The following is a 20,374-nucleotide window of genomic DNA, read 5'->3' as shown; positions in this document are numbered from 1 at the left end:
GTGCGGTGCTGTAAATGCTAGATAACCTTGTTCAGTGCGTACTCAATAATGCCTTCGGCACCGGCCTCGCGCAGGCGGGGGATAAGGTCGCGCACCACATCGATCTGTACCACCGATTCAACCGACAGCCAGCGGCCATCACGCAGGGGCGAAACCGTGGGTGAATTAAGCGAGGGCAGCATTTCAAGAATGGCGGGCAGGTTGTCTGCCGGGGCGTTCATCTTGAGAGCCACCAGATTTTCAGCCTTCAGTGCGCCCTGCAGAAGCAGGTCGAGCTGTTCGATCTTGGCGCGCTTGGCGGGATCTTCCCACGCCTTTTTGTTGGCGATCAGCACGGGGTACGAAATCATGACCTCGTCAATGATGCGCAAACCGTGGGCGCGAATGGTGGTGCCGGTTTCGGTCACTTCCACAATGCCGTCGGCCAGACCTTCCACAACCTTGGCCTCGGTGGCACCCCAGGAGTAGAAAACGTCGACGTTCACACCCTTTTTGTCAAAGTAGCGCTGGGTCAGGCCCTGAAGTTCGGTGGCAATGCGCTTGCCAGCGAGGTCGGCGGCGGTCTGGTAGGGCGAATCGCCCGCAACGGCCAGCACCCAGCGGCAAGGGCGATTGGAGGTTTTGGAGTACACAAGATCAGAAATGCGCACCACCTTGTCTTCGTGGTTGCGCTCGGTGAGCCAGTCGAGGCCGGTTATGCCCACGTCCAGCACGCCCGCTTCGATATATTCGCCAATTTCCTGCACGCGGCAGAGCGATGCGGAAATCTGGGGGTCATTGATGTCGGGAAAGTAGTTGCGCGTATGCTTGCGGATTTTCCAGCCCGCGCGTTCAAAAAGGTTGATGGTTGCGTCTTCAAGCGAGCCCTTGGGCACGCCAAGCTTGATAATGGGCATGGTATCCGCGCTCATGAGAATTTCCTTCTATCGACCGTAGACTTTTTTGGGGTCAAAAACCTGCGGGCTGCATTCCCGCACCGAGCCTTGCTTCAGTTCCCTGTAAAAGCAGGAGCGTCTGCCCGTATGACAGGCAGCGCCGCCAATCTGCTCAATGAGCAGCAGTATGGTATCATTGTCACAATCAAGCCGCGCTGAGCGTACTTTTTGCACATTGCCCGAAGTGCCGCCCTTGTGCCACAGCTCCTTGCGGCTGCGGCTCCAGTAATGGGCCTCGCCGGTTTCAAGGGTTTTGCGCCAGGCGTCTGCATTCATATAGGCCAGCATGAGCACTTCACCGCTGTCGCAATCCTGCGCAATGGCGGGCAAAAGCCCCTTGCTGAAATCGGGCTGAAAGTCGGCGTTGCCTTCCAGGGCCTCACCGCCAGAGTGGGAAGAGGACATGGAGCCTCCTTTGTTGCGCCGGTCGCGTGTGCGCAGTGCGGCACGCCAGGGCAAAAAATACGGGTTGATCGGGCGCGGCTTGGTCCGCGCAAACAGTTAAATCTACCTGCAAGCGCCCAAGGACGCAAGCATGGCGTTGATCGGGCGCGCAGGCTGCGCCCTGCAAGCCGCAACTTGCGAATCAGCGGCGTGTGTGGCATGCTGTCCCGTTAGCAAAACACTTATTTATGGCGGGTGTGCCGCCGGGAAAATACATGGCAGAATACGATTCCTCCGTTAATGAACATGCGGATGCTGCAACTGATGCCGTGCTGCAAGGCATAGCCGTCAGCGAACCCGAAGACTCACTGCCCAGGGTCACTCTTGAAGAACTGCCCCAGGCCGTGGGCGAGGCCTGCCGTCGGGCGGGCTGGCAAAGCCTTATGCCTGTGCAGTCGCTGGCCCTGCCCTATCTGCTGGCCGGGCGCGACATCATGGTGCAGTCACGCACCGGCAGCGGCAAAACCGGCTGCTACCTCTTGCCCATGCTTCCCCATCTTTCTGCCGACCTCAAGGCACCGCAGGCCCTGGTGCTTGCCCCCACGCGTGAGCTCGCCGTTCAGGTTGAGCGCGAGGCAGCAATAATTTTTGCAGATACCGGCATCCGCACTGTCGCCGTATACGGTGGCGTGGGCTACAAAAAGCAGATGGATGCCCTGCGCGATGGTGCGCAGGTTATTGTGGGCACGCCCGGACGTGTGCTTGACCACCTGCTGCGCCGCACCATGGATCTGCGCGACCTGCGCGTGCTGGTTTTTGACGAGGCCGACCGCATGCTTTCCATCGGGTTTTATCCCGACATGAAGGAAATCCAGCGGTATCTGCCGCAAAAACGCATCCACACCTGCCTGTTTTCCGCCACGTATCCGCCCCATGTGCTCAAGCTGGCGCGAGAATTCATGGCCGAGCCGGCCATGCTTTCGCTTTCGCAAAAAGAAGTGCATGTGGCTGAAGTGCAGCACCTCTTTTGCGAGGTGAAGCCCATGGATAAAGACCGGGCACTGGTGCGCCTGCTGGAAACCGAAAACCCCGCTTCGGCCATTATTTTTTGCAATACCAAGTCTAACGTGCACTATGTGACGGGCGTTTTGCAGGGCTTTGGCTACAGTGCCGACGAGCTTTCCGCAGATCTTTCGCAGTCGCGGCGCGAGGCCGTGCTTGAAAAGATCCGTCAAGGAAAACTGCAGTATCTTGTGGCTACAGACGTGGCGGCGCGCGGCATTGATATTCCGCAGCTTTCGCACGTTTTTCTGTACGAACCGCCGGAAGACCACGAAAGCTACATTCACCGTGCCGGACGCACGGGCCGGGCTGGCGCTGCCGGTACGGTCATTTCGCTGGTGGATGTCATGCAGCGCATGGAGCTTGACCGCATCGCCAAGCACTACAAGATCGGCATCATGAATATGCCCCTGCCCTCTGATGAAGACGTGGCGAGGGTGGCGGGCACACGCCTCACGGCCATTCTTGAGGGGCGTTTTCGCAACCTTACGGGGCTTGAGCGCATGCGCGTTGGGCGTTACGCTCAGCTTGCGCGCGATCTAGCGACGCAGAGCGATGAAGAAGACAACGTGCTGTTGTTGGCCATGCTGCTGGACTCCTGCCATCAGGAAAGCCTGCGTGAAACGCGCTTTCCCGACGGGCAGCCCCGTGCAGCCTCGAAGATGCAGGGTCAGGGGCAGCAAGGCCAGGGGCGGCAGGGACGTTCGCGCTCCGGGCGCGGCAAGCCCTCGGGAGGCCGCGGCAGTGATGCCGCCGAAGGCCAGCCCATGGTGAAAGAATGGGCCTCCGCTCAGGAAGGAACGGCAAGCGATGCCGCTTCGGGCGAGAGCAGACCTGCGCGGTCGGGCAAACGCCGCCGCCGGTCATCGCGCAGTCGTGGCGCGCAGGGAACAGAGGGTGCTGCAGGGCAATCTGCCGAGGGGCAGGGCCAGGGTTCGTCCCACGAGGGCGAAAACTAGGCATTTGGGTTTTATTGTAACCATACAGTGTGACAGCCATGCAGAACAGCGAAGATACCACCGCACAGGGGGCAGTGCGCGACAAAGCCCCTCACGAAGCCGCCCGGGCGGCCTTGGAGAATTTCAAGGCATTGCTGGCAGATGCCGACTTTACGCTTGAGCTTGAACTGATGGGCGTCAAACGCATGCAGTTCATGCGCCGCCGCCAGATGCAGGGTGAGCTGACGGGGCTGTATATTGCCCTGTGGCGGCTCGCACTGGCGCGGTCTTTTCCCGTGGATGCCACGTGTATGTTTGAGCTCTTTTTGCAGGAATACGCGCAGGCCCACAGGGACAAGCACAGCGCCCACCTGCTGAACCGGGCCAGGGAATACTGGGCCATGCTCGAGCCGCGCGGCGATGCCGACTTTAGCGAGGTGGCGCGGCATCTGTGCTCATTTTCCACCCAGGATCCCAATCAGGCTAAAAGCATCAACCTCAAGCTGGTGCTGCACATCCGCAAGATTTACAAACTCGTTTTCGACCGGCTCATCTAGACGCCGGACGTGCGTTATCTGTTCGGGAACCAACATACATAATGAAAATCGTTCATTCAGTAGACGCGCTGGGCACCCTTGCCGGGGCAGCGGTCACCATTGGCAATTTTGACGGCGTTCACCTTGGGCATCAGGCGCTCATCCACCGCACGCTGGAGGTCGCCGCGCAGGAAGGGCTGACCCCTGTGGTCATGACCTTCTGGCCGCACCCCCGTCAGGTGCTTTTTCCCGAGCGCGGGCATATGCCCCTGACCACGCGCGAAGACAGGTTTGCCCTGCTGGAAGCGCTGGGCGTGCCCTTTGTACTTGAGCTGCCCTTTAGCCGCGAGCTGGCCTCGCTGGATGCGGGCACCTTTGTGCAGGATATTCTTGCGCCCATGCAGCTGCGCCGTCTTGTGGTGGGGTATGATTTTACACTGGGCCGCAACCGTGGCGGGCAGGTTTCCGTTCTGCGCGAGCTGGGCGCGCTCACGGGGTTTACAGTTGAGCAGCTTGAACCTGTGCTTGTGAGCGGTACGGTGGTCAGTTCCACCTCTTTGCGCGGGCTGATCGGCCAGGGCGATGTGGCGCGGGCTGCAACCCTGCTGGGTCGGTTCCACGGCTTCACGGGCGAGGTTGTGCACGGCGACGGGCGTGGTGCCGGACTGGGCTTTCCCACCGCCAACCAGCGCAAGCCCGAGGTGGTGCTGCCTGTGGAAGGCGTGTACGCCACCCGCGCCTCGCTCAACGGGCATAAGTGGCCCGCAGTCACCTGCGTGGGGCGCAAACCTACCTTTGGCGACAACGAGCTCGGTGTAGAAACCTTTCTGCTCGAAGACGGCAAAAATCTTTACGGCCAGATGATGCGTCTGGAATTTGTGGCCCGCGTGCGCGGCGAAGAGCGCTTTGCCTCGGTGGAAGCCCTCAAAGAGCGCATTGCCCAGGACGTAAAAGACACCCGCTCCCTGCTGGCGCAGGCTGCGTACTAGGCGGGCCGCAACGGCAGGAGAAAGCATGATCTGCGCCGACGTCCATAACCACACCATAGCTTCACACGGTCTTGCCACCGTAAGCGAAATGTTTGCCGCCGCCAGAGCGCGCAATCTGGCATGGTACGGCTTCTCCGAGCATTCGCCTCTGCCGCCTGGCTATTCGTGCCCCCTGTACAAGGGCGACCTCGCCGTTACTTTCCCCGCCTATGCAGCCGAGGTCATGGCTCTCAGGGAACAGTCGGCCAGCCATGCTGGCAACAGGCCGGGATGGCCGCGCGTGCTCATGGGCATGGAGCTGGACTGGCTGCCCGTGAACATGCCCTGGATGCGCGACGTGATCAGCCATTACCCCTTTGACTACATCATCGGCGGCCTGCATTTTGTGGGTGACGTGCCGGTAGGTTCGCCGCGTTGCTGGGGGCCGGAGGTGGAGCGCGCCGAGCGTTTTGCCCGCTACGATGCCTATTATGAAATCATGCGCGGGCTGGCCGCCAGTGGCATGGTTGATGTGGTGGCCCACCCCGACTTCATCAAGGTTTGCTGCTACGATGATTTTCAGTCATGGCTGGCCCTGCCCGGCAGCACAGACCGCATTGCCGCCGTGCTCGAAGCCATGCGCGCCACTGATACTGCCATGGAGGTTTCTTCTGCCGGGTTGCGCAAACCTTTCCAAGAGCCGTATCCCGGCCCGGCCATCATGCGGCTGGCGGCAGACCTTGGGCTGACCATCAGCTTTGGCTCCGACGCGCACAACACAGAAGACACCGGCTCGCACTTTGGCGAATTGGCCGCCTATGCCGCCTCGTACGGATTTACACGCAGCCGCATCTGCGTGGGGCGCGAACGCCGGGTGCTGGATTTCTAGCTGGCGGGTCTGCCTGCCACGTATCTTTTTGGAGTGTAAAAAAGCCCCCGCTCCGGCAAGGAACGGGGGCTTTGTGCGTGTTAAGCCAGTGTGGTTATTTCAGCAGGCCCACGGTCTGGATGATATAGATCTTCCAGCCTTCAGGTAGGGCCAGTTTGCCGTCAAGGGTGCGCATGCCCGAAACGTGCACAAAGTTGCCCAGTCCGGCAGAGGCGCAGTAGAGGCCCGCATTCTGGTACAGCGAACCCACATGCGCGCCGCCCCATTCGTTGGCCTGCGGAATGGCGTAGAGCAGGGTAAGCGACCCACCGCCCATTTCACCGCGCCAGTCTCCGTCCAGTACCTTGATCAGGGTATTGTCCGCATCATACAGCCACACTCCGTTTTCAAGGGCCACATAGACGCGTACATCCTGTTTGTTCATGGCTGTGGGGGCTGTTCTGCGGCCATCTACGCGGTTTTTTCCCCAAGTGGCCCACAAAAGGTCACTGAGCTGCTGCGGCGCAAGGGCCGCACCACTGTATTTTGTTTTGGTAGAATGCCGTTCGTTCAGGGCCTGCATCAGGGGCATGCCGCCGCTCTTGCTGGGGGTGGGCAGCTCCATGCGCACGGGAGTTTCTGCCGCCTGAGCAAGGCTGGGGCTTGCGGGCATGAGCGCCAGAGCGGCCAGAGAGAGGAGCATGGAGAGTGAATGACGGATGTTACGGATCATGGGGTTCTCCGCGTGATGGTTGAATGGTAAGCACAGTGTATTGCTATGAAATTTGATCCGCACAACGGGCTTGTGCTGTGGGCCGGGCCGGAATGATTCAAATTTCGCTTTGGGGGGCGCGTTCAAGCATGGAATCAAGGGCGGCAAGGGCGTGTTCACCGCTCATGCCCATGCGGGGGGCCAGCTGGGGCAGGTTTTCAACGGCGTCACAGGGGCGCACGTACAGTGGCTCTATATCGGCGTCAAAATAGTCACCGTGGCGGGCCAGCAGACACAGCGAGGCCGTATCCGGGCTGACCAGACGCGGCATGGCGATCATCTCTGCCTGCTCGGGAGCCACAATCATGCGCATACCCGTCAGTTCACCAAACACGTCGGCATTGCGGGTCAGACCGCTGCCGCAAACATGGATGCACCGGTGCGGGTCTGTGCCTTCGGGCAGGGGAGCGTGCACGGTGGCCTGCATGCGGCGCAGGGCCTCCTGCGGCGAGCACAGGTCTACGGCCTTACCCGGCTGGGCCGGAATTTGCGGGCCATACGACATAAAAGGCTGGCAATGCACAAGATTACGGCGGGCATGTGTGAGCACCCACACGGGGGTGCCGTAAAACAGGTTGTGCTGCAGCACGGCGCTGGTGGCCAGGGCCTGCATGTAGTCCAGGCCCGCAAGGCGGGCCTGACCCACGCGGCGCAGGGCAGCGGCAGTGGTGAGCACCAGCCGTATGCCGGTAAACGACCCCGGCCCGCGCACGCAGGCTATGCGGCGAAAGGCGGCGGGCGCTATGCCAAGTGTTGTGCATATTTCGGCCAGCGCCGGAGCCAGAATTTCCGTAGCCCGGTCGGCCTTGTGCCATTCCTGCACGCAGAGCAGCCGCTCGTCTTCGGTCACAACGATCTGCAACGCGCCCTCGGCGGCGTTAAGAATCAGCTCCAGCCCGGTGCCAGCCTGCATTATGAACCGCTCCCGAACCATCCGGTATTTTTGAGAATACGCCACAAGTCATTGTAGGTTGCCAGCAGCATGAGCGCCACAAGGAGGGCAATGCCCACGCGCATGGCGTATTCCTGAAAGCGCGGATTGGGCGGGCGGCGAAAAATGATTTCCCACAGGCAAAAAACAATTTGTCCGCCGTCAAGCACGGGTATGGGCAAAAGATTCAGGATGCCAAGGTTGATGCTGATCAGCGCGGCCAGGGCCAGCAGGCCTGCAAGACCCTCGTGGGCCTGTTTGCCGACCATCTGCATGATCATGATGGGCCCGCCCACCTGATCCAGTGGCACAACTCGCTCGGCCAGCTTCACAAAGCTTTGCCAGGTTAGCGAAACCATGTCGGCGGTCTGTCCTGCACCGGCAACGGCAGCGCCAGCAAAGCTGTGGCGTTCAAGGCGTACCGCACCAGAGTTGCGTATGCCGATGAGCCATGCGCTTTCTTCTTCACCAAAAATGGTCTTGCGGGTAGAGCGCTCGGGCGTCAGTTCCACGCTGATGATCATGCCCTGTTGCGTCTGAGCGGTCTCGGCCTGTTCCATTTTGACCGTTTCATCGGCCAGCGCTTCTTTATTCGCCTGCGGGGCCATGTCGGGCCGCGAAAGGGTCACTTCAAGCGTTTTGCCGTTGCTCTGGGCAATGGTGTCGGCCATGGCCTGCCAGTTGTTAACGGCAAGGCCGTTGATGCTCACAATGGTGTCGCCGGGCTGTATGCCCGCCTTGTCAGCCGGGCCGTTCTGCACCACGCCGCCAACCTGCGGCAGCAGAATGGGCGTACCCCAGCCAAGGGCCAGAGCCCAGCACAGCAGCCATGCCAGAATGATATTGGCCGCAGGGCCAGCAGCCACCACAAGCAGGCGCTGCCATGCGGGGCGCAGGGCAAAGCTTTCTTTTTCGGTAAAGCCAGCGGGAATGTCCTTGGGATCGCTTTCGCCCACCAGAGCCACATAGCCGCCCAGCGGAACCAGCGAAAGGGCGTATTCCGTCTTGCCCTTGCGGTATTTGAGTATTTTGGGGCCAAACCCCAGAGAAAAGGTCGAAACACCCATGCCCAGCCAGCGGGCTACGGCAAAGTGCCCCAGTTCGTGAAAAAATATCAGGCCGCCAAGAACGACCACTACGGCAATAACTGTTGTCAGCACAAGGAACCTCCGTCGCGGGCAAGGGTGTACACAAGCTCGCGGCTCTGGCGGTCAAGACTCTGCATGCGATCCGCCAATGTATGCGCCTCAAGTTTCAGGGCGGCGTCCGCGTTTGCGGGCTGGGCCGGGCCGTCAAGAGGCGTGCAGAAAGGCTGGTTGCCGGGGTTGGAAGCGCCGTGCGCCTCCAGTGCGGCCTCTATCAGCCGGGGTATGTCCATAAAGGCGCAGCGACCGTTGAGAAACAGGTCTACTGCGGCCTCGTTGGCGGCGTTAAGCACAACGCAACGTCCGCCGCGGTTTTCAAGCACCTGTTTGGCAAGCCCAAGACAGGGAAATGCAGATTCGTCCGGTTCGTGGAAGGTAAGCGGCTTGGCCGTGAGGTCAAGGGGCGGCACGTTTACCGGAACACAGCGGGGCCAGAGCAGGCAGGCGGCAATGGCCATGCGCATGTCGGGCGTACCCAGCTGTGCAAGCTGGCTGCCGTCATGAAATTCCACAAGCGAATGCACCACAGACTGCGGGTGCACCAGAACCTTGATGCGCTCGACAGGCAAGCCGTAGAGGTGAAAAGCCTCGATAACCTCTAGCCCCTTGTTCATGAGCGTGGCCGAGTCAATGGTGATCTTGGCGCCCATGCTCCAGTTGGGGTGGTTGAGGGCCTGCTCGATGGTGACGCCGTTCAGGGCCTCGCGGCTCCAGCCGCGGAATGGCCCGCCGGAGGCCGTAAGAATGAGCCTTTCCACTTCCTGCCCGCGACCAGCGAGGCACTGGAAAATGGCGTTGTGCTCGGAATCAACTGGCAGCACCACGGCGCCTGTGCGGGCGCATACGCGGCGCACAAGGTCGCCCGCCAGCACCAGCGATTCCTTGTTGGCAAGACAGATCACCTTGCCGGCGAGAGCCGCGGCAAGTGTTCCGGCAAGGCCCGCCGCGCCGACCTGCGCAGACAGCACGGTAGAGGCTTCTGGCAGCGAGGCCAGTTCCGCGTAGCCTTCGCGGCCCACAAGGATGTGGGGCCGGTAATCTGCTGGCAGCAGGGCGCGCAGCTTTACTGCGGATTCCTCATCCAGCACGGCAAGGTGCTGTGGCCGCCATTCAAGGGCCTGCTCTGCCAGGCGCTGCACATTGCGCGCACATGCAAAACCCACCATGCGGAAAAGTTGCGGGTGCGCCGCAGCAACGGCCAGCGTGCTGCGCCCGATGGAGCCGGTGGAACCCAGCAGCACAAGGCTGCGCGGCCATGTTTGCTGCCAGCTTTCGCTGGGCGCTTCAGAAATGTAATTGATGGAAGGGCCGCCCAGACCGGGCCAAAGTTGCGCCATGATGAGGTTGTCCTTTTATGGGCGCGCGCAGGTACTCGAAGCGCGTGTGCGCATAAGATAGGTACTGCGGCAAAAAATTCAAGCGTTCCGGTGGGGGCCGGTAACCGGAATCATCCGGTAAATCCGGTCATGCCCCGGCACTTGGCCAGCCTGTTGGGGCAGGCGAGCGGCGCAGCCGGTAACTGTCCAGTTGCCAGCATGCGCCGCCCGTCACCGCAAACAGCGGCAATGGGCATGATGCCCTAAAAGAAAAAGAACCACTGGTCCACAACGGCCACCATGGGCATGGCAAACAGCAGGCTGTCCGCCCTGTCAAGGATGCCACCGTGACCGGGCAACAGGTTTCCGGAGTCCTTGATGTTGACCGAGCGCTTGAGTGCCGATTCAAAAAGGTCGCCCAGCTGGGCAAATGCGTTGATGGCAATGCCCAGCAGCGCAAAAGAGAACCAGCCTGTCTTGCCGTAGATTTCGCCGTAAATGGCACAAAAAATTACGCAACCCACAAGGCTGCCCACCGCGCCCTCAGAGCTCTTTTTGGGGCTTACGCGGGGCCACAGCTTGTGGTGACCAAAGCGCGTGCCCACAAAGTAGGCCGATGTGTCAGAAATGGCCACGGCGGCAATGACAAAGATGAGCTTGGTGGTGGAAAGATAGGTGGCCGGCAACAGCAGCAGAGGCACATAGGCCAGGCCTGCCATAAAGATGCCGCTGGAGGCAAAGGCATTGTCGTCCTCGATAACGTCCCACCTGAAAAGAAAACTCATGGATGCCAGCACAAAACCCGCGCCCAGAAAGACCAGTGCGTCCTGCGGTCTGTGCATCCAGGTGAGGCAGATCATGCCCCAGCCAAGCACGATGGCGCAGACGCGGCTGGGCACGCGGCCCGTGGGTCCCCAGAACAGCGAGTAAAATTCCCACAAGCCAAGGGCGCAGACCAGCAGAATGACGAACAGAAGGGGCAGGCCCCTGAGCCAGAGTACCAGCAACAAGACCGCTGCAAGGGCAATACCGGTAAAGATGCGGCGAATGTCGATGGACTGTGTTGAAGGATCAATGGGCATCAATTTGCTCCTGTGTTTTGCCGAAGCGGCGCGAACGGGCAGCATAGGCATCAAGTGCCATGCGCAGTTGCGCGGCATCGAAGTCCGGCCATGGCACGGGCGTGAAATACAGCTCGCTGTAGGCGCACTGGTAGAGCAGGTAGTTGCTCAGGCGCTGCTCGCCGCTGGTGCGGACAAGCAGGTCGGGGTCCGGTTGTCCGGTTGTGTACAGATGGTCGGCCAGGGTCTGCTCGGTCACGTTTTCAGGCCGCAGACCTTCGCGCAGCATGTTTTGCACGGCGCGTACAATCTCGCCCCTGCCGCCGTAGTTGAGCGCAAGGTTGAGCACCATGTCCTTGCCGCCCTCGGTACGTTTGATGGCGTGGCGTAGGGCTGTGCGCTGGGCAAGGGGCATGGAGTCCAGGTCGCCCAGCACCCGCATGGTAATGCCTTGATCTACCATGCGCGGAACCTCGCGGCTCAGAAATTCCATCAAAAGGCTGAACAGGGCGCTGATCTCGGTCTTGGGGCGGTTCCAGTTTTCGCTGGAAAAGGTGTAGAGAGTGAGGTGGCGTATGCCCAGCGACCGGCATTCGGTCACGATGGCGCGCACTGTTTCGGCACCTGCACGGTGTCCCGCTTCGCGGGGCAGGCCTCGTGCCTGGGCCCACCTGCCGTTGCCGTCCATGATGATGGCAAGATGGGTGGGCAGCTTGTCTGGATGATCCGTCATGCAAAAGCCTGTGGTGATATGTCCTGCGGGCCCGCGGCCATACTGCAACTATGCAGCAAGGCCGCGCCCCGCAGTTGCCTGCGGGGCGCGCGCATCCCCGGCGGATGACCCGCCACGGGCTAGATTTCCATAATTTCTTTTTCTTTGTTCGTGCATTTCTTGTCGGCTTCGGCCACAAACTTGTCCGTCAGCTTTTGCACGTCTTCAGAAGCCTTCTTCTGTTCGTCTTCGCTGATGGCCTTGTCTTTTTCCAGCTTTTTAAGGCTGTCGTTGGCGTCGCGACGCACGTTGCGAACCGCCACCTTGGCTTCTTCGGTATATTTGCGGGCTACCTTGACCAGTTCCTTGCGGCGGTCTTCGGTGAGCGGCGGCAGCATGATGCGGATGAGCTTGCCATCGTTCACGGGCGTAAGGCCCAGGTCAGACTTGAGAATGGCCTTTTCAATGATTGAAATGCCGCCCTTGTCCCAAGGCTGGATGGCAACTGTGCGGCTGTCGGGCACAGACACGGAGGCCATCTGGCTGATGGGCGTGGGTGTGCCATAGTAGTCGGCCTTGATGCCGTCTACCAGCGCGGTGGAGGCGCGGCCAGTGCGCAGCTTGGAAAAGTCACGTTCCTGAGCGGTAACGGCTTTTTCCATGCGTTCTTCGGCGTCCAGAAGGATGCTGTCTATATCCATCAGTATTCTCCTTGGGGGCTCTAGTTCTGAACGATGGTTCCCACGGTTTCGCCGGTGACGGCGCGGCAGATGTCGCCGCCGAACATGCGGCACACGATGATGGGCACGTTGTTGTCGCGCACAAGTGCAAAGGCCGTAGCGTCCATGACGCCCAGGTGGCGCGCCAGGGTTTCATCGTAGGTGATGCTGTCGAACTTGACGGCATCGGGATATTTGGCGGGGTCCTTGTCGTAGATGCCGTCCACCTTGGTGGCCTTGATGATGGCATCGCACTTCAGTTCCATGCCGCGCAGGGCAGCGGTGGTGTCGGTGGTAAAGTAGGGGTTGCCCGTACCGGCGGCGCAAATGACCACGCGGCCTTTTTCCATGTGGCGCAGGGCGCGGCGGCGAATGAAGGGCTCGCACACTTCCTGCATGGTGATGGCCGAGAGCACACGTGTGGGGTAGCCCAGCTTTTCCAGCATGTCCTGCACTGCAAGGGCGTTGAGCACGGTGGCGAGCATGCCCATGTAATCGGCAGACGAGCGTTCCATACCCTTGGCCGAGCCGGAAAGCCCGCGAAAAATATTGCCCCCGCCAATCACAAGGGCCATTTCGACGCCCATTTCGAGCACGGTGCCGATTTCGCGGCAGATGGTGGCTACGGTTGCAGGGTCGATACCGGTCTTGTTTTCACCGGCCAGGGCCTCGCCGCTCAGCTTGAGCAGCACGCGCTTGTATTTCAGTGTGGGCATGGGTCCGCCTTGGTAAAGGCTTGAGGTGTTGCGGGCTTGCGCCAGACGCAGGAAAAGGGCTGGACTTTTGGCCCCGCCCCAAAACGAATAAAATGTAACAGAAATTACGCTCAGCTCAAAGTGTTTTTGCGCAGGGTTCCCCGGCCGGAAGGTTCAGCCGTCCATATCCATGCAAAAAAACAGGCATTGCCCTCATGTCAGGGCCATTCCTCCACGCTCATGGGCAGGCTCTGGGCTATCTGCTTGAGGGCCTCGCGCGCTTCACGCTCACGGTGGGGCGAAAAAATCACCCGCAGCAGGGCTGTCTTGTTTTCAAGCACCGTAAAATAGGCCACGTGGTCGTAGGCCTCAAGCAAAAAGCGGAACAGGCCCGTATGTGCTGGTGCAAGGCGCACCAGCAGATTGCCGCTGTGCGTGGGGGGCGGCAGTGCGGGAGCAGGTTTGCGCCGCTCGCGCAGGGCTGGCGGGCAGTCTCCGTGGTTGCTGGCCCGGGGCATCAGTATAACCCTGTAAAGCGGGCCAGAATCACCAGCGCCAGACCAAAGGCAATGGTGAGAAAATAGTTTTTTGTCCACCATGCCACCAGCAGGGCAGGCAGGGAAACCATCAGAAAAAGGTTGGACGGCCCGGCATTGAAGTGCCCTTCATAAAAGAACACATCTGGCCCCACCAGAGCTGCCATGACGGCCACCGGCACAAACGAGAGCCAGTGCCGCAGCAGCGGGGGCAGGCTGTCGCCCTTTAAAAAGGTGACGGGCAGAATCTTGGGCAGCAGGGTAACCACAACGCTGCCCAGCAGGCAGAGCAGCAACGCGCTGTTGGCGCTGAACCATCCGGTCTGGCTCATTATTCTGCCTCCTCTGTGCAGGCTGTGCCCATATTTGCGGCGCTGTTGCGGGTCGGGGTGTGCCCATTGGCTGCAAGGTCGCAGGGCGCTCCCTCACAGCGGGCCTTGCGCAGCAAAAGCCACGTGCCAAGGCTGGCCCCAAGTACGGTTGCCACGGCAATGTTCCACTGGGTCATACCAGCAGCCTTGAGGCTGATGGAAAGCACCGTGGTGAACAGCGCCACCAGCACATGCAGGCGGCTGACGCACTGCGGCACCAGCAGGGCAAGAAACATGGCTGTGAGGGCATAATCCAGCCCAAGGGGTTTGACGTCGCTGACCAGTTCGCCGCAAAAGGCCCCAATGGCTGCGCCAGAAACCCAGCCGAGCTGGGCAGTGTGGTTGCACACAAAAAGCGTGGTGAGGCTGCGCTGCCAGCCGTTCTGAAAGGCCGTTACGTGTACGGCAAAGGTTTCGTCCGTGAGGCCCAGCCCCAGCAAAAAGCGCTGCATGCGCGGCAGGCCCGTAAGCCAGGGGGACTCTGCGGCCGATTGCAGCAGGTAGCGCAGGTTTACAATAAACACCGCCGCAATGATGGAAAGCGCGCTTGCGCCAGCGCCCCACATTCCGGCAAAGACAAACTGTCCGGAACCGGAAAACATGAGCACAGACATGGCGACTGCCAGTGACGGAGATATATTGTTTTTGACTGCAAGAACCCCAAACGCGAAGCCCACGGGCAGGTAGCCCAGTACGATGGGCAGTGCGCGCCGCAGGCCCTCCGCCAGGGGGGAAGCGGAAGAAATGCCAGACATGTCATAACCTCGATAAAAGTAAGGCAATGACGCTACTCCCTTTGGCTCCGGCTGGCAAGCCAGAGGGCAGCCAGTCGGAGCGCAGGGAATGTGAGGAGGGGGAATCGTCGGGCAGATGACAGATGCGGCGTTTGTCCGCACCACGCTGCATCTACCACCAGAACAGCGGGTACCTCTTGCGGGCGGCGAGGTTGTTGGCCACATAGGCCAGGGCCAGCATGCATATGGCACCAGCCGCGCAGGGCAAAATGACATACCAGTAGCCCAGCTTGTGGATGCCGGGGCCGCCGATAACCGCAATCAGGGCCGTTGCGCCACCCGGAGGGTGCAGGGTCTGGGTTGCGTGCATGAGGGCAATGGCCGTGGAAACGGCCAGTCCCGATGCCAGAACGGGATCATCGCTGAGCAGCAGCTGGCAGGTAACACCCACCAGAGCAGAAAGCACATGGCCGCCCACAAGGTTGCGGGGCTGGGCCAGCGGACTGTGGGGCGCGCCAAAGGCCAGCACCGCAGACGCACCGAACGAGCCGATAAGCAGCGGCAGGTTCCATTCCTGGGCGCTCAGGCGTTCCAGCATGGCAAGGCAGATGATGGAAAGGCAGCTGCCAGCCCATGCCCAGAAAATTTCATTCCAGTCGGCCCGTGGCGGGGCCATGGTTCCCGCACGCAGGCGGCGCAGAACACGCATCATAGGCATCCTCGGATTCGTTGTTACAGGAATTGCTGCAAAACCGGTTTTGGCTGTTTATAAATGCACGGCCTGCGTCAGATGCGGGCCATGGCAAGAAAGGCCGCGTGCAGGGCGGCCAGTACCGCAACAAAGGTGGGGCCAGCCCATACCTGCGAACCGGGCAGCCCGTAAAATGTGACGGAAAGCGCCTTTTGCGGGCAAACAGCCACGCAGTCACGGCAGAGGTTGCAGTCGGCGTTGGGAGCAATGGTGGTTGCGGGGTCACCCATGGCATCCTGACGGCACACGCGCACGCAGGCCATGCAGTGGCAGCACGAGCCCGTGCGCCGTACGCGCCACGGCGCAATACGTCCCAGCCATTTTGCCAGCAGACCCAGCGGACAAAGCCCCCGGCAGTAGGCGGGGTACCCGGCCTTGCGGCTGACCAGCAGCGAAGCAGGCAGGGCCAGCAGGCCCAACAGCAGGCCACAGCTCAGCGCCGCTTCTACCGGTGCGCCTGTAAGACGCAGCAACAGGGGAATGCCAAGGGTCAGGGCCAGCATGACCAGCCGCAGGTACGGCAGCCACGCAGGTGCGCGGCAGGGGATATCCTGACGTGCAGACGGGCTTGCCTCGGTGTCGGCGGTATCTGAAGATTTGGCCATGCGGATAAGGCCGCGGGGACCACCAGCACAGGCCTTGGCCGCCGTGGCGTCCCATACGCCAAAATAGCACAGGTGGCTGCACCACGCGGCGCCCGCAAGCAGGGTGGAAAAGCTGAACAACCCAAGCATGAACCAACCGCCACCCCGGTACACGGGCGCTGCGGCAATAAGCCCCGGAACAGGCAGGTGCAGCTGGCCGCTCAGCAGAAAGCGGCTTTCAAGCAGCAGCCCCAGAACCAGCTGGGCAAAGAAAACCATGGAGAACAAACGCCACAGACGCATTCTGGCCTGCGGCGATTTTTTACCGCTCAGCCAGCCTGCGGCAAGGGCGGCCCACACACCGGCCAGTGTCAGTTGCAGGCTGCCCCATTGGGGGAAAAAGCGTTCCAGAACAAGCAGGTCTGGCTTCATGATCCACACCGGCAGCAGCAGGCCCACGCACAGGAACAGCGCTGCAAGCTGGATGCGGGCCGTGCCCTCGCCCTTGTGGAAGCGTTGTTGCGCGGTCACGCGCAGAAGGGGCCATGTGGCAAGAACCGTCAGCAGGGCAACTGTCAGCAGTATGGCCGCCAGCCTGTGCCACGGCTCGCCCATGAGCATGCGCATCTGCACAAACTGGCCTGCACTCCATATCCACCGGGCGGCCAGCAGTGGCAGCACCAGCAGAAGCAGCAGCCGTACCCATGCGGCGCGGCTCCATGCCAGCAGGGCCAGCACAAGACAGGTGGCGGCAAGGCCGGGCTGACCGCTGCGCCAGAAGTGCGCACCTGCGGGCAACAGCATGATGAATGAAGGCAAGGGGATAAGGCGGGAAGCTCCGCTCATGTCAGACTTCCTTAAAATACAGCTTGTTATGCGCAATATTGCGCCGCTGGCAATGACGGGAATCAGTTACTTGGGCAGCTTGCGCTTGCCCACCAGGTTCACAACATCAATACGTACAACGCCTGTGCGGGCCAGGGCCGCATCTGGCGTGGGCGTGGGGCACAGGGCGGCATAGCGTTTGGCCAGGGCATCAAGGGCGCGGCCTTTTTCGGCCGGGTCTTCCACAAGCACTGCGCGGCCAGTGCCGCAAACGGATTTATAGTAGGTAGTGGATTTTTCCTGATGAATGCGCACATCGGCCGCCAGGGTAAAGGCCACATTGGGATTGTTGCGGATACAGTCGAGCTTGTGCCCCTCAAGGGCACAGTGAATGTAGACGCAGTTGCCCAGGTGCACGAAATTGAGGGGAATGACATAGGGAAAATCCCCGTCATGCATGGCCAGACAGAGGTCTTCGGCTGTGGAAAAAACTTCGTCAAAAAATGCCGGATCGAGGCATTCGCGGTCCTGTTTGCGCATGAGCGGCTCCTGAGGCTGTGTGCTGGCTGGTTACAGCGCAGAATTGTTGCCGATTGATTGCGGCGTGGGCACAATGCCTGTGGCAAAACAAGAGGTGGAATCCATGTGGGCGCTGGCAGCCGCGCATTTCTGCAGGCAGCGCTGCCAGTGCAGACGGGCCGACGCGAGGTCTGCTGCATCGGGATGCCGCTCGGCTTCGAGCTGGCGCGCGCGACGTTCAGCGGTCATGGTGTGGCCGCCCTTGCGTTGTGTTGCGGCTATGACCTGTGGGTTTATCCTGCCCTGGCACAAAAAGCCATCCACCACCGTGTTGCCGCCAGCCTGCAGCAGCTCGTAGGTGGCAGCCACGCAGCGGCGGGCGTGTTCCGAATGCGGCCATGCGCCCAAGGTGCCAAAAAAGAAAACCTGCTTGCCGGTCACGCTGGCCATATAGCGCTGGGCGCGCGCGTCGGGCAGCCCTTTGCGTACCCAGAAGCCCAGAGCCAGCAGATCATAATCGTCGGGATTGGGAGCATGGCGCACGGCAAAGCACGGAACGCCCGAAGTATCGGCCAGAGCCTCGGCAACCTTGCGGGTATTGCCGGTGCATGATGAATAGACAATGCAAGCTTTCATGAAATTCTAAGCCTCGGCCCTTTCGCGCAGAGCATCGGCATCGAGCAATGTTACCCGGCGACGGTCACGGTCGATAAGCCCTGCCGACGCCAGTGCGCTGAGCTCGCGGCTCAGGCTCTCGCGGCTGATGCCCATCTGGCGGGCCAGTGTTTCCTGTGTGACGCCCATGCTCAAAGTGGCGCTTTTTTCCATCTTGGCCCGGTGCAGCAGCCATGCAGCCACACGACCAGATACGGATATACGGCCCTGTGATCCGGCAATCTTGTTGATGAACAGGCGCTGACGCAGGCTCATGGCATTGAGCAGTGCAAGGCTTAGCGCACCCTCATTGCGCAGGGATTCAAGCAGGGCCTTGCGGTCGATGCGCAGCACCGTGCCCGCCTGCACTCCAATGGCGCTTACGGGCAGGCCTTCTTCGTAAAACAGCACACCAGCATCCAGCAGCCTGCCAGGCCTCACCAGATGCAGCACGCATTCCTTGCCCTGAGCAGAATGGCGGCACAATTTGACCATACCGGAAAGCAGCAGCATGGGGTCTGTGGTGGCTTCGCCCTCCCTGAAGAGGGTGGTGCCAAGGCTGAAGGGCTGCAAGCGCGCGTGTTGCGCGAGCTTCTGCCGTTCAGCTTCAGACATGGCCGCAAAGGGGCCCGCTTGCAACGCAGCGTAGATGGTTTGCAGGTCGCCGTTATCCATCGCTTTTCCCCATTCTGGCCGCCGCTATATGCGGGGCGGATTTGAATGTGCTGTGGGGGCCAGCTGTGGCTGGCTGCTCCCTCATGGGTGTTCCAGGTTCTGCCTGTGGCGGGATTGCTCCCGGTGCATGTCAGCCTGTGCACAAGTGCTGTACACCAGAAATAATTGAATTGTTCTGTGACGTCGGTCACAAAAAAGAATGTTATTCAAAAACTTTTAATAATGAAGCTGGATTTGTGAAGGGAATATGTGCGGTGAACCGATATTCTCAGGTTGTTGCGCACAAATAGCAAGGCCCCGGCAGATGCAGGCATGTGCCTGCGCCCGCCGGGGCCTGAATGGTTCTATGTCAGAAGTGGTTACTTCTTGCCGCCCTTTTTGGCGGACTTTTTACTGCTCTTGGCTGCTGCCTTGGGAGCAGCCACCTTGGGAGCGACAGGAGCTTCTGCCGGAGTTTCCACCGGGGCGGCTTCAGCAGGGGCTTCGGGAGCAGCCTCGGCCACCGGAGCAGCTGGAGCTTCTTCCACCACCGGGGCGGCTTCCACCACGGGCTCGGCCTTTGGCTCTTCAGCAACCGGTGCAGCGGGGGCCGCTACGACAGGAGCTTCCACCATCGGGGCAGCGGGAGCTTCAGCAACCGGTGCGGCAACCTCGGCCTTGGGGGCTTCGGCAGCGTTGGCGGCAGCCGTCACAGACGCGCGGGGGCCGGGCTCGGCCACAGGGGTGGCAGGCTTTGCGGTGTCGCCTTCAGCGGCGGGCTTCTTCTCAGGCGCGGGGGCCTGCACCACAGAGCCGTCGGCCAGCACCAGCGAAAGGGCGTGGGCCGGGCAGGCTTCCATGCAGGCGGTGATGCGCTTGCCGTTTTCCATGCGCCAGGCGCGGCACATGTCGCAACGCACGGCAACCTCGCGGCGGGCGCGCTGGGCGAGGGTTTCGCCGTCTTCGCCGTCCACGGAGGGCATACCGATGGTTTCAAGGGTGATTGTTCCGTAAGGGCATGCGGCGATGCACATCTTACAGGCTACGCAGTATTGCACGCGCATGATGATGCGGCCATCGGCATCCTGCTGCAGCGCGCCGGTGGGGCACACATTGGCGCAGGGTGCGTGGTCGCACTGGTGGCAACGCACGGTGGTTTTAAAGCCTTCGGCCTTAACAACCTGTACGCGCGAAACCAGTTCATCGCGGTGTTTCATGGCCTCTTTAAAGCTCATGCCGTGGTGGGCAGCAATGCAGGCCACTTCACAGCGGCGGCAGGCGCGGCATTTGTCGGGTACGACCTGGATATGTTCAGTCATGGTCCGTTTCCTCGGATGCAACGTGCAGGGCCATAAGAGTCATCCCATGGCCCCCGTTGAAGTGGATGTTTTCGCCGCCGCAACTTGGGCAGACGAAATGCCGTTGCGTCAGGCTGAATTCATGCCCGCACTGATGACAGCTGCAGGCCAGGGGCGCGGTGGTCAAAGTGAGCTTCGCGCCCTCCGCCAAGGTTCCTTCCGCCAGCAGTTCAAAGCAGGCGGTGAGGGTTTGCGCTTCTACACAGGCAAGCAGGCCCAGTTCGCACTGGAATTCTGCAATGCGGGTAACCGGTGATTCCGGATTGGTCGCATTGTGCTCTTTCACAGCCTTGATGGCCATGTCCAGCAGTCCCTGAACCAGCGTTGCCTCGTGCATAGGTAAACC

Annotated in this window: 25 protein-coding genes; 4 read left to right on the top strand and 21 right to left on the bottom strand. The window is 60.9% G+C overall.

Going from position 1 to position 20,374, the window contains the following annotated elements; translation table 11 throughout:
• Positions 1-17: 17 nt before the first annotated feature.
• Both hisG and hisI read right to left on the bottom strand, forming a co-directional pair.
• The gene (hisG, locus tag F8N36_RS09970; protein ID WP_291332661.1) at positions 18-911 is read right to left on the bottom strand and encodes an ATP phosphoribosyltransferase; all 894 of its coding nucleotides are present in this window, start codon (positions 909-911) and stop codon (positions 18-20) included.
• Positions 912-923: 12 nt separating this feature from the next.
• Entirely contained in the window at positions 924-1,340 is a 417-nt protein-coding gene (gene hisI, locus F8N36_RS09965) for a phosphoribosyl-AMP cyclohydrolase (RefSeq protein ID WP_291332660.1), read from the bottom strand.
• A gap of 254 nt (positions 1,341-1,594) precedes the next feature.
• On the opposite strand from hisI, the gene F8N36_RS09960 reads away from it, so the two are divergent.
• From F8N36_RS09960 to F8N36_RS09945, 4 genes are read left to right on the top strand one after another with little or no spacing between them, the layout of a single operon-like run.
• A complete protein-coding gene (locus F8N36_RS09960) occupies positions 1,595-3,340 on the top strand; it encodes a DEAD/DEAH box helicase (protein WP_291332659.1) in 1,746 nt (581 codons plus the stop codon).
• A 38-nt stretch (positions 3,341-3,378) separates the two neighbouring features.
• Positions 3,379-3,876, top strand: a complete 498-nt coding sequence (locus tag F8N36_RS09955) for a hypothetical protein (protein ID WP_291332658.1) — start codon at positions 3,379-3,381, stop codon at positions 3,874-3,876.
• A 41-nt stretch (positions 3,877-3,917) separates the two neighbouring features.
• Entirely contained in the window at positions 3,918-4,844 is a 927-nt protein-coding gene (locus tag F8N36_RS09950) for a bifunctional riboflavin kinase/FAD synthetase (RefSeq protein ID WP_291332657.1), read from the top strand.
• Positions 4,845-4,869: 25 nt separating this feature from the next.
• Positions 4,870-5,712 (top strand): histidinol-phosphatase, encoded by an 843-nt coding sequence (locus F8N36_RS09945; RefSeq protein WP_291332656.1) that lies wholly within the window; start codon positions 4,870-4,872, stop codon positions 5,710-5,712.
• A gap of 94 nt (positions 5,713-5,806) precedes the next feature.
• On the opposite strand, the gene F8N36_RS09940 is transcribed toward F8N36_RS09945, so the two are convergent.
• From F8N36_RS09940 to F8N36_RS09850, 19 genes are all read right to left on the bottom strand, one after another.
• Entirely contained in the window at positions 5,807-6,424 is a 618-nt protein-coding gene (locus tag F8N36_RS09940; RefSeq protein ID WP_291332655.1) for a nitroreductase family protein, read from the bottom strand.
• Between the two features lie 97 nt (positions 6,425-6,521).
• The gene (gene tsaB, locus F8N36_RS09935; RefSeq protein ID WP_291332654.1) at positions 6,522-7,376 is read right to left on the bottom strand and encodes a tRNA (adenosine(37)-N6)-threonylcarbamoyltransferase complex dimerization subunit type 1 TsaB; all 855 of its coding nucleotides are present in this window, start codon (positions 7,374-7,376) and stop codon (positions 6,522-6,524) included.
• Complete coding sequence (gene rseP, locus F8N36_RS09930; protein ID WP_291332653.1) at positions 7,376-8,554, bottom strand: RIP metalloprotease RseP; 1,179 nt, start codon at positions 8,552-8,554, stop codon at positions 7,376-7,378. The genes tsaB and rseP overlap by 1 nt, the downstream gene beginning before the upstream one ends.
• On the bottom strand, positions 8,548-9,876 hold the full coding sequence (gene dxr, locus F8N36_RS09925) for a 1-deoxy-D-xylulose-5-phosphate reductoisomerase (RefSeq protein ID WP_291332652.1): 1,329 nt from the start codon (positions 9,874-9,876) through the stop codon (positions 8,548-8,550). The genes rseP and dxr overlap by 7 nt, the downstream gene beginning before the upstream one ends.
• A gap of 110 nt (positions 9,877-9,986) precedes the next feature.
• Positions 9,987-10,112, bottom strand: a complete 126-nt coding sequence (locus F8N36_RS09920; RefSeq protein WP_291332651.1) for a hypothetical protein — start codon at positions 10,110-10,112, stop codon at positions 9,987-9,989.
• A 6-nt stretch (positions 10,113-10,118) separates the two neighbouring features.
• Positions 10,119-10,937, bottom strand: a complete 819-nt coding sequence (locus F8N36_RS09915; protein WP_291332650.1) for a phosphatidate cytidylyltransferase — start codon at positions 10,935-10,937, stop codon at positions 10,119-10,121.
• Entirely contained in the window at positions 10,927-11,649 is a 723-nt protein-coding gene (locus F8N36_RS09910; protein WP_291332649.1) for an isoprenyl transferase, read from the bottom strand. The genes F8N36_RS09915 and F8N36_RS09910 overlap by 11 nt, the downstream gene beginning before the upstream one ends.
• 119 nt (positions 11,650-11,768) lie before the next feature.
• Complete coding sequence (gene frr / locus F8N36_RS09905) at positions 11,769-12,329, bottom strand: ribosome recycling factor (protein WP_291332648.1); 561 nt, start codon at positions 12,327-12,329, stop codon at positions 11,769-11,771.
• 20 nt (positions 12,330-12,349) lie between these two features.
• Positions 12,350-13,063: a UMP kinase gene (pyrH, locus tag F8N36_RS09900; RefSeq protein ID WP_291332647.1), complete on the bottom strand. Its 714-nt coding sequence runs from the start codon at positions 13,061-13,063 to the stop codon at positions 12,350-12,352.
• Between the two features lie 197 nt (positions 13,064-13,260).
• Positions 13,261-13,560 (bottom strand): DUF4911 domain-containing protein, encoded by a 300-nt coding sequence (locus tag F8N36_RS09895; protein ID WP_291332646.1) that lies wholly within the window; start codon positions 13,558-13,560, stop codon positions 13,261-13,263.
• Positions 13,560-13,910, bottom strand: a complete 351-nt coding sequence (locus F8N36_RS09890) for an AzlD domain-containing protein (protein WP_291332645.1) — start codon at positions 13,908-13,910, stop codon at positions 13,560-13,562. Before F8N36_RS09890 ends, F8N36_RS09895 begins: the two co-directional genes overlap by 1 nt.
• Positions 13,910-14,704, bottom strand: a complete 795-nt coding sequence (locus tag F8N36_RS09885; protein ID WP_291332644.1) for an AzlC family ABC transporter permease — start codon at positions 14,702-14,704, stop codon at positions 13,910-13,912. The genes F8N36_RS09890 and F8N36_RS09885 overlap by 1 nt, the downstream gene beginning before the upstream one ends.
• A gap of 151 nt (positions 14,705-14,855) precedes the next feature.
• A complete protein-coding gene (locus tag F8N36_RS09880; RefSeq protein WP_291332643.1) occupies positions 14,856-15,395 on the bottom strand; it encodes an HPP family protein in 540 nt (179 codons plus the stop codon).
• A 74-nt stretch (positions 15,396-15,469) separates the two neighbouring features.
• Positions 15,470-16,864, bottom strand: a complete 1,395-nt coding sequence (locus F8N36_RS09875; protein WP_291332642.1) for a 4Fe-4S ferredoxin — start codon at positions 16,862-16,864, stop codon at positions 15,470-15,472.
• Positions 16,865-16,930: 66 nt separating this feature from the next.
• Positions 16,931-17,383 (bottom strand): pyridoxamine 5'-phosphate oxidase family protein, encoded by a 453-nt coding sequence (locus F8N36_RS09870; RefSeq protein ID WP_291332641.1) that lies wholly within the window; start codon positions 17,381-17,383, stop codon positions 16,931-16,933.
• Between the two features lie 30 nt (positions 17,384-17,413).
• The gene (locus F8N36_RS09865; protein ID WP_291332640.1) at positions 17,414-17,998 is read right to left on the bottom strand and encodes a flavodoxin family protein; all 585 of its coding nucleotides are present in this window, start codon (positions 17,996-17,998) and stop codon (positions 17,414-17,416) included.
• Positions 17,999-18,004: 6 nt separating this feature from the next.
• On the bottom strand, positions 18,005-18,691 hold the full coding sequence (locus F8N36_RS09860) for a Crp/Fnr family transcriptional regulator (RefSeq protein ID WP_291332639.1): 687 nt from the start codon (positions 18,689-18,691) through the stop codon (positions 18,005-18,007).
• Between the two features lie 359 nt (positions 18,692-19,050).
• On the bottom strand, positions 19,051-19,989 hold the full coding sequence (locus tag F8N36_RS09855) for a 4Fe-4S dicluster domain-containing protein (RefSeq protein ID WP_291332638.1): 939 nt from the start codon (positions 19,987-19,989) through the stop codon (positions 19,051-19,053).
• A complete protein-coding gene (locus F8N36_RS09850; protein ID WP_291332637.1) occupies positions 19,982-20,365 on the bottom strand; it encodes a hydrogenase maturation nickel metallochaperone HypA in 384 nt (127 codons plus the stop codon). The genes F8N36_RS09855 and F8N36_RS09850 overlap by 8 nt, the downstream gene beginning before the upstream one ends.
• Positions 20,366-20,374: the final 9 nt, after the last annotated feature.

The sequence above is a fragment of the Desulfovibrio sp. genome (assembly GCF_009712225.1).
Classification (GTDB): Bacteria; Desulfobacterota; Desulfovibrionia; order Desulfovibrionales; family Desulfovibrionaceae; genus Desulfovibrio.
Note: the sequence above shows the minus strand (reverse complement) of the source record. Positions and strands in the feature narration are given on the sequence as shown.

Coding starts and splice junctions, on each gene's coding strand:
- F8N36_RS09945 (WP_291332656.1), top strand. CDS start 4,870: ATGATCTGCGCCGACGTCCATAACCACACCATAGCTTCACACGGTCTT.
- F8N36_RS09870 (WP_291332641.1), bottom strand. CDS start 17,383: ATGCGCAAACAGGACCGCGAATGCCTCGATCCGGCATTTTTTGACGAA.
- F8N36_RS09850 (WP_291332637.1), bottom strand. CDS start 20,365: ATGCACGAGGCAACGCTGGTTCAGGGACTGCTGGACATGGCCATCAAG.
- F8N36_RS09890 (WP_291332645.1), bottom strand. CDS start 13,910: ATGAGCCAGACCGGATGGTTCAGCGCCAACAGCGCGTTGCTGCTCTGC.
- F8N36_RS09860 (WP_291332639.1), bottom strand. CDS start 18,691: ATGGATAACGGCGACCTGCAAACCATCTACGCTGCGTTGCAAGCGGGC.
- F8N36_RS09855 (WP_291332638.1), bottom strand. CDS start 19,989: ATGACTGAACATATCCAGGTCGTACCCGACAAATGCCGCGCCTGCCGC.
- F8N36_RS09940 (WP_291332655.1), bottom strand. CDS start 6,424: ATGATCCGTAACATCCGTCATTCACTCTCCATGCTCCTCTCTCTGGCC.
- F8N36_RS09865 (WP_291332640.1), bottom strand. CDS start 17,998: ATGAAAGCTTGCATTGTCTATTCATCATGCACCGGCAATACCCGCAAG.
- F8N36_RS09885 (WP_291332644.1), bottom strand. CDS start 14,704: ATGTCTGGCATTTCTTCCGCTTCCCCCCTGGCGGAGGGCCTGCGGCGC.
- frr (WP_291332648.1), bottom strand. CDS start 12,329: ATGGATATAGACAGCATCCTTCTGGACGCCGAAGAACGCATGGAAAAA.
- F8N36_RS09960 (WP_291332659.1), top strand. CDS start 1,595: ATGGCAGAATACGATTCCTCCGTTAATGAACATGCGGATGCTGCAACT.
- hisI (WP_291332660.1), bottom strand. CDS start 1,340: ATGTCCTCTTCCCACTCTGGCGGTGAGGCCCTGGAAGGCAACGCCGAC.
- F8N36_RS09920 (WP_291332651.1), bottom strand. CDS start 10,112: ATGCCCATTGCCGCTGTTTGCGGTGACGGGCGGCGCATGCTGGCAACT.
- F8N36_RS09915 (WP_291332650.1), bottom strand. CDS start 10,937: ATGCCCATTGATCCTTCAACACAGTCCATCGACATTCGCCGCATCTTT.
- hisG (WP_291332661.1), bottom strand. CDS start 911: ATGAGCGCGGATACCATGCCCATTATCAAGCTTGGCGTGCCCAAGGGC.
- tsaB (WP_291332654.1), bottom strand. CDS start 7,376: ATGCAGGCTGGCACCGGGCTGGAGCTGATTCTTAACGCCGCCGAGGGC.
- F8N36_RS09955 (WP_291332658.1), top strand. CDS start 3,379: ATGCAGAACAGCGAAGATACCACCGCACAGGGGGCAGTGCGCGACAAA.
- F8N36_RS09880 (WP_291332643.1), bottom strand. CDS start 15,395: ATGATGCGTGTTCTGCGCCGCCTGCGTGCGGGAACCATGGCCCCGCCA.
- F8N36_RS09895 (WP_291332646.1), bottom strand. CDS start 13,560: ATGCCCCGGGCCAGCAACCACGGAGACTGCCCGCCAGCCCTGCGCGAG.
- dxr (WP_291332652.1), bottom strand. CDS start 9,876: ATGGCGCAACTTTGGCCCGGTCTGGGCGGCCCTTCCATCAATTACATT.
- F8N36_RS09875 (WP_291332642.1), bottom strand. CDS start 16,864: ATGAGCGGAGCTTCCCGCCTTATCCCCTTGCCTTCATTCATCATGCTG.
- F8N36_RS09950 (WP_291332657.1), top strand. CDS start 3,918: ATGAAAATCGTTCATTCAGTAGACGCGCTGGGCACCCTTGCCGGGGCA.
- pyrH (WP_291332647.1), bottom strand. CDS start 13,063: ATGCCCACACTGAAATACAAGCGCGTGCTGCTCAAGCTGAGCGGCGAG.
- F8N36_RS09910 (WP_291332649.1), bottom strand. CDS start 11,649: ATGACGGATCATCCAGACAAGCTGCCCACCCATCTTGCCATCATCATG.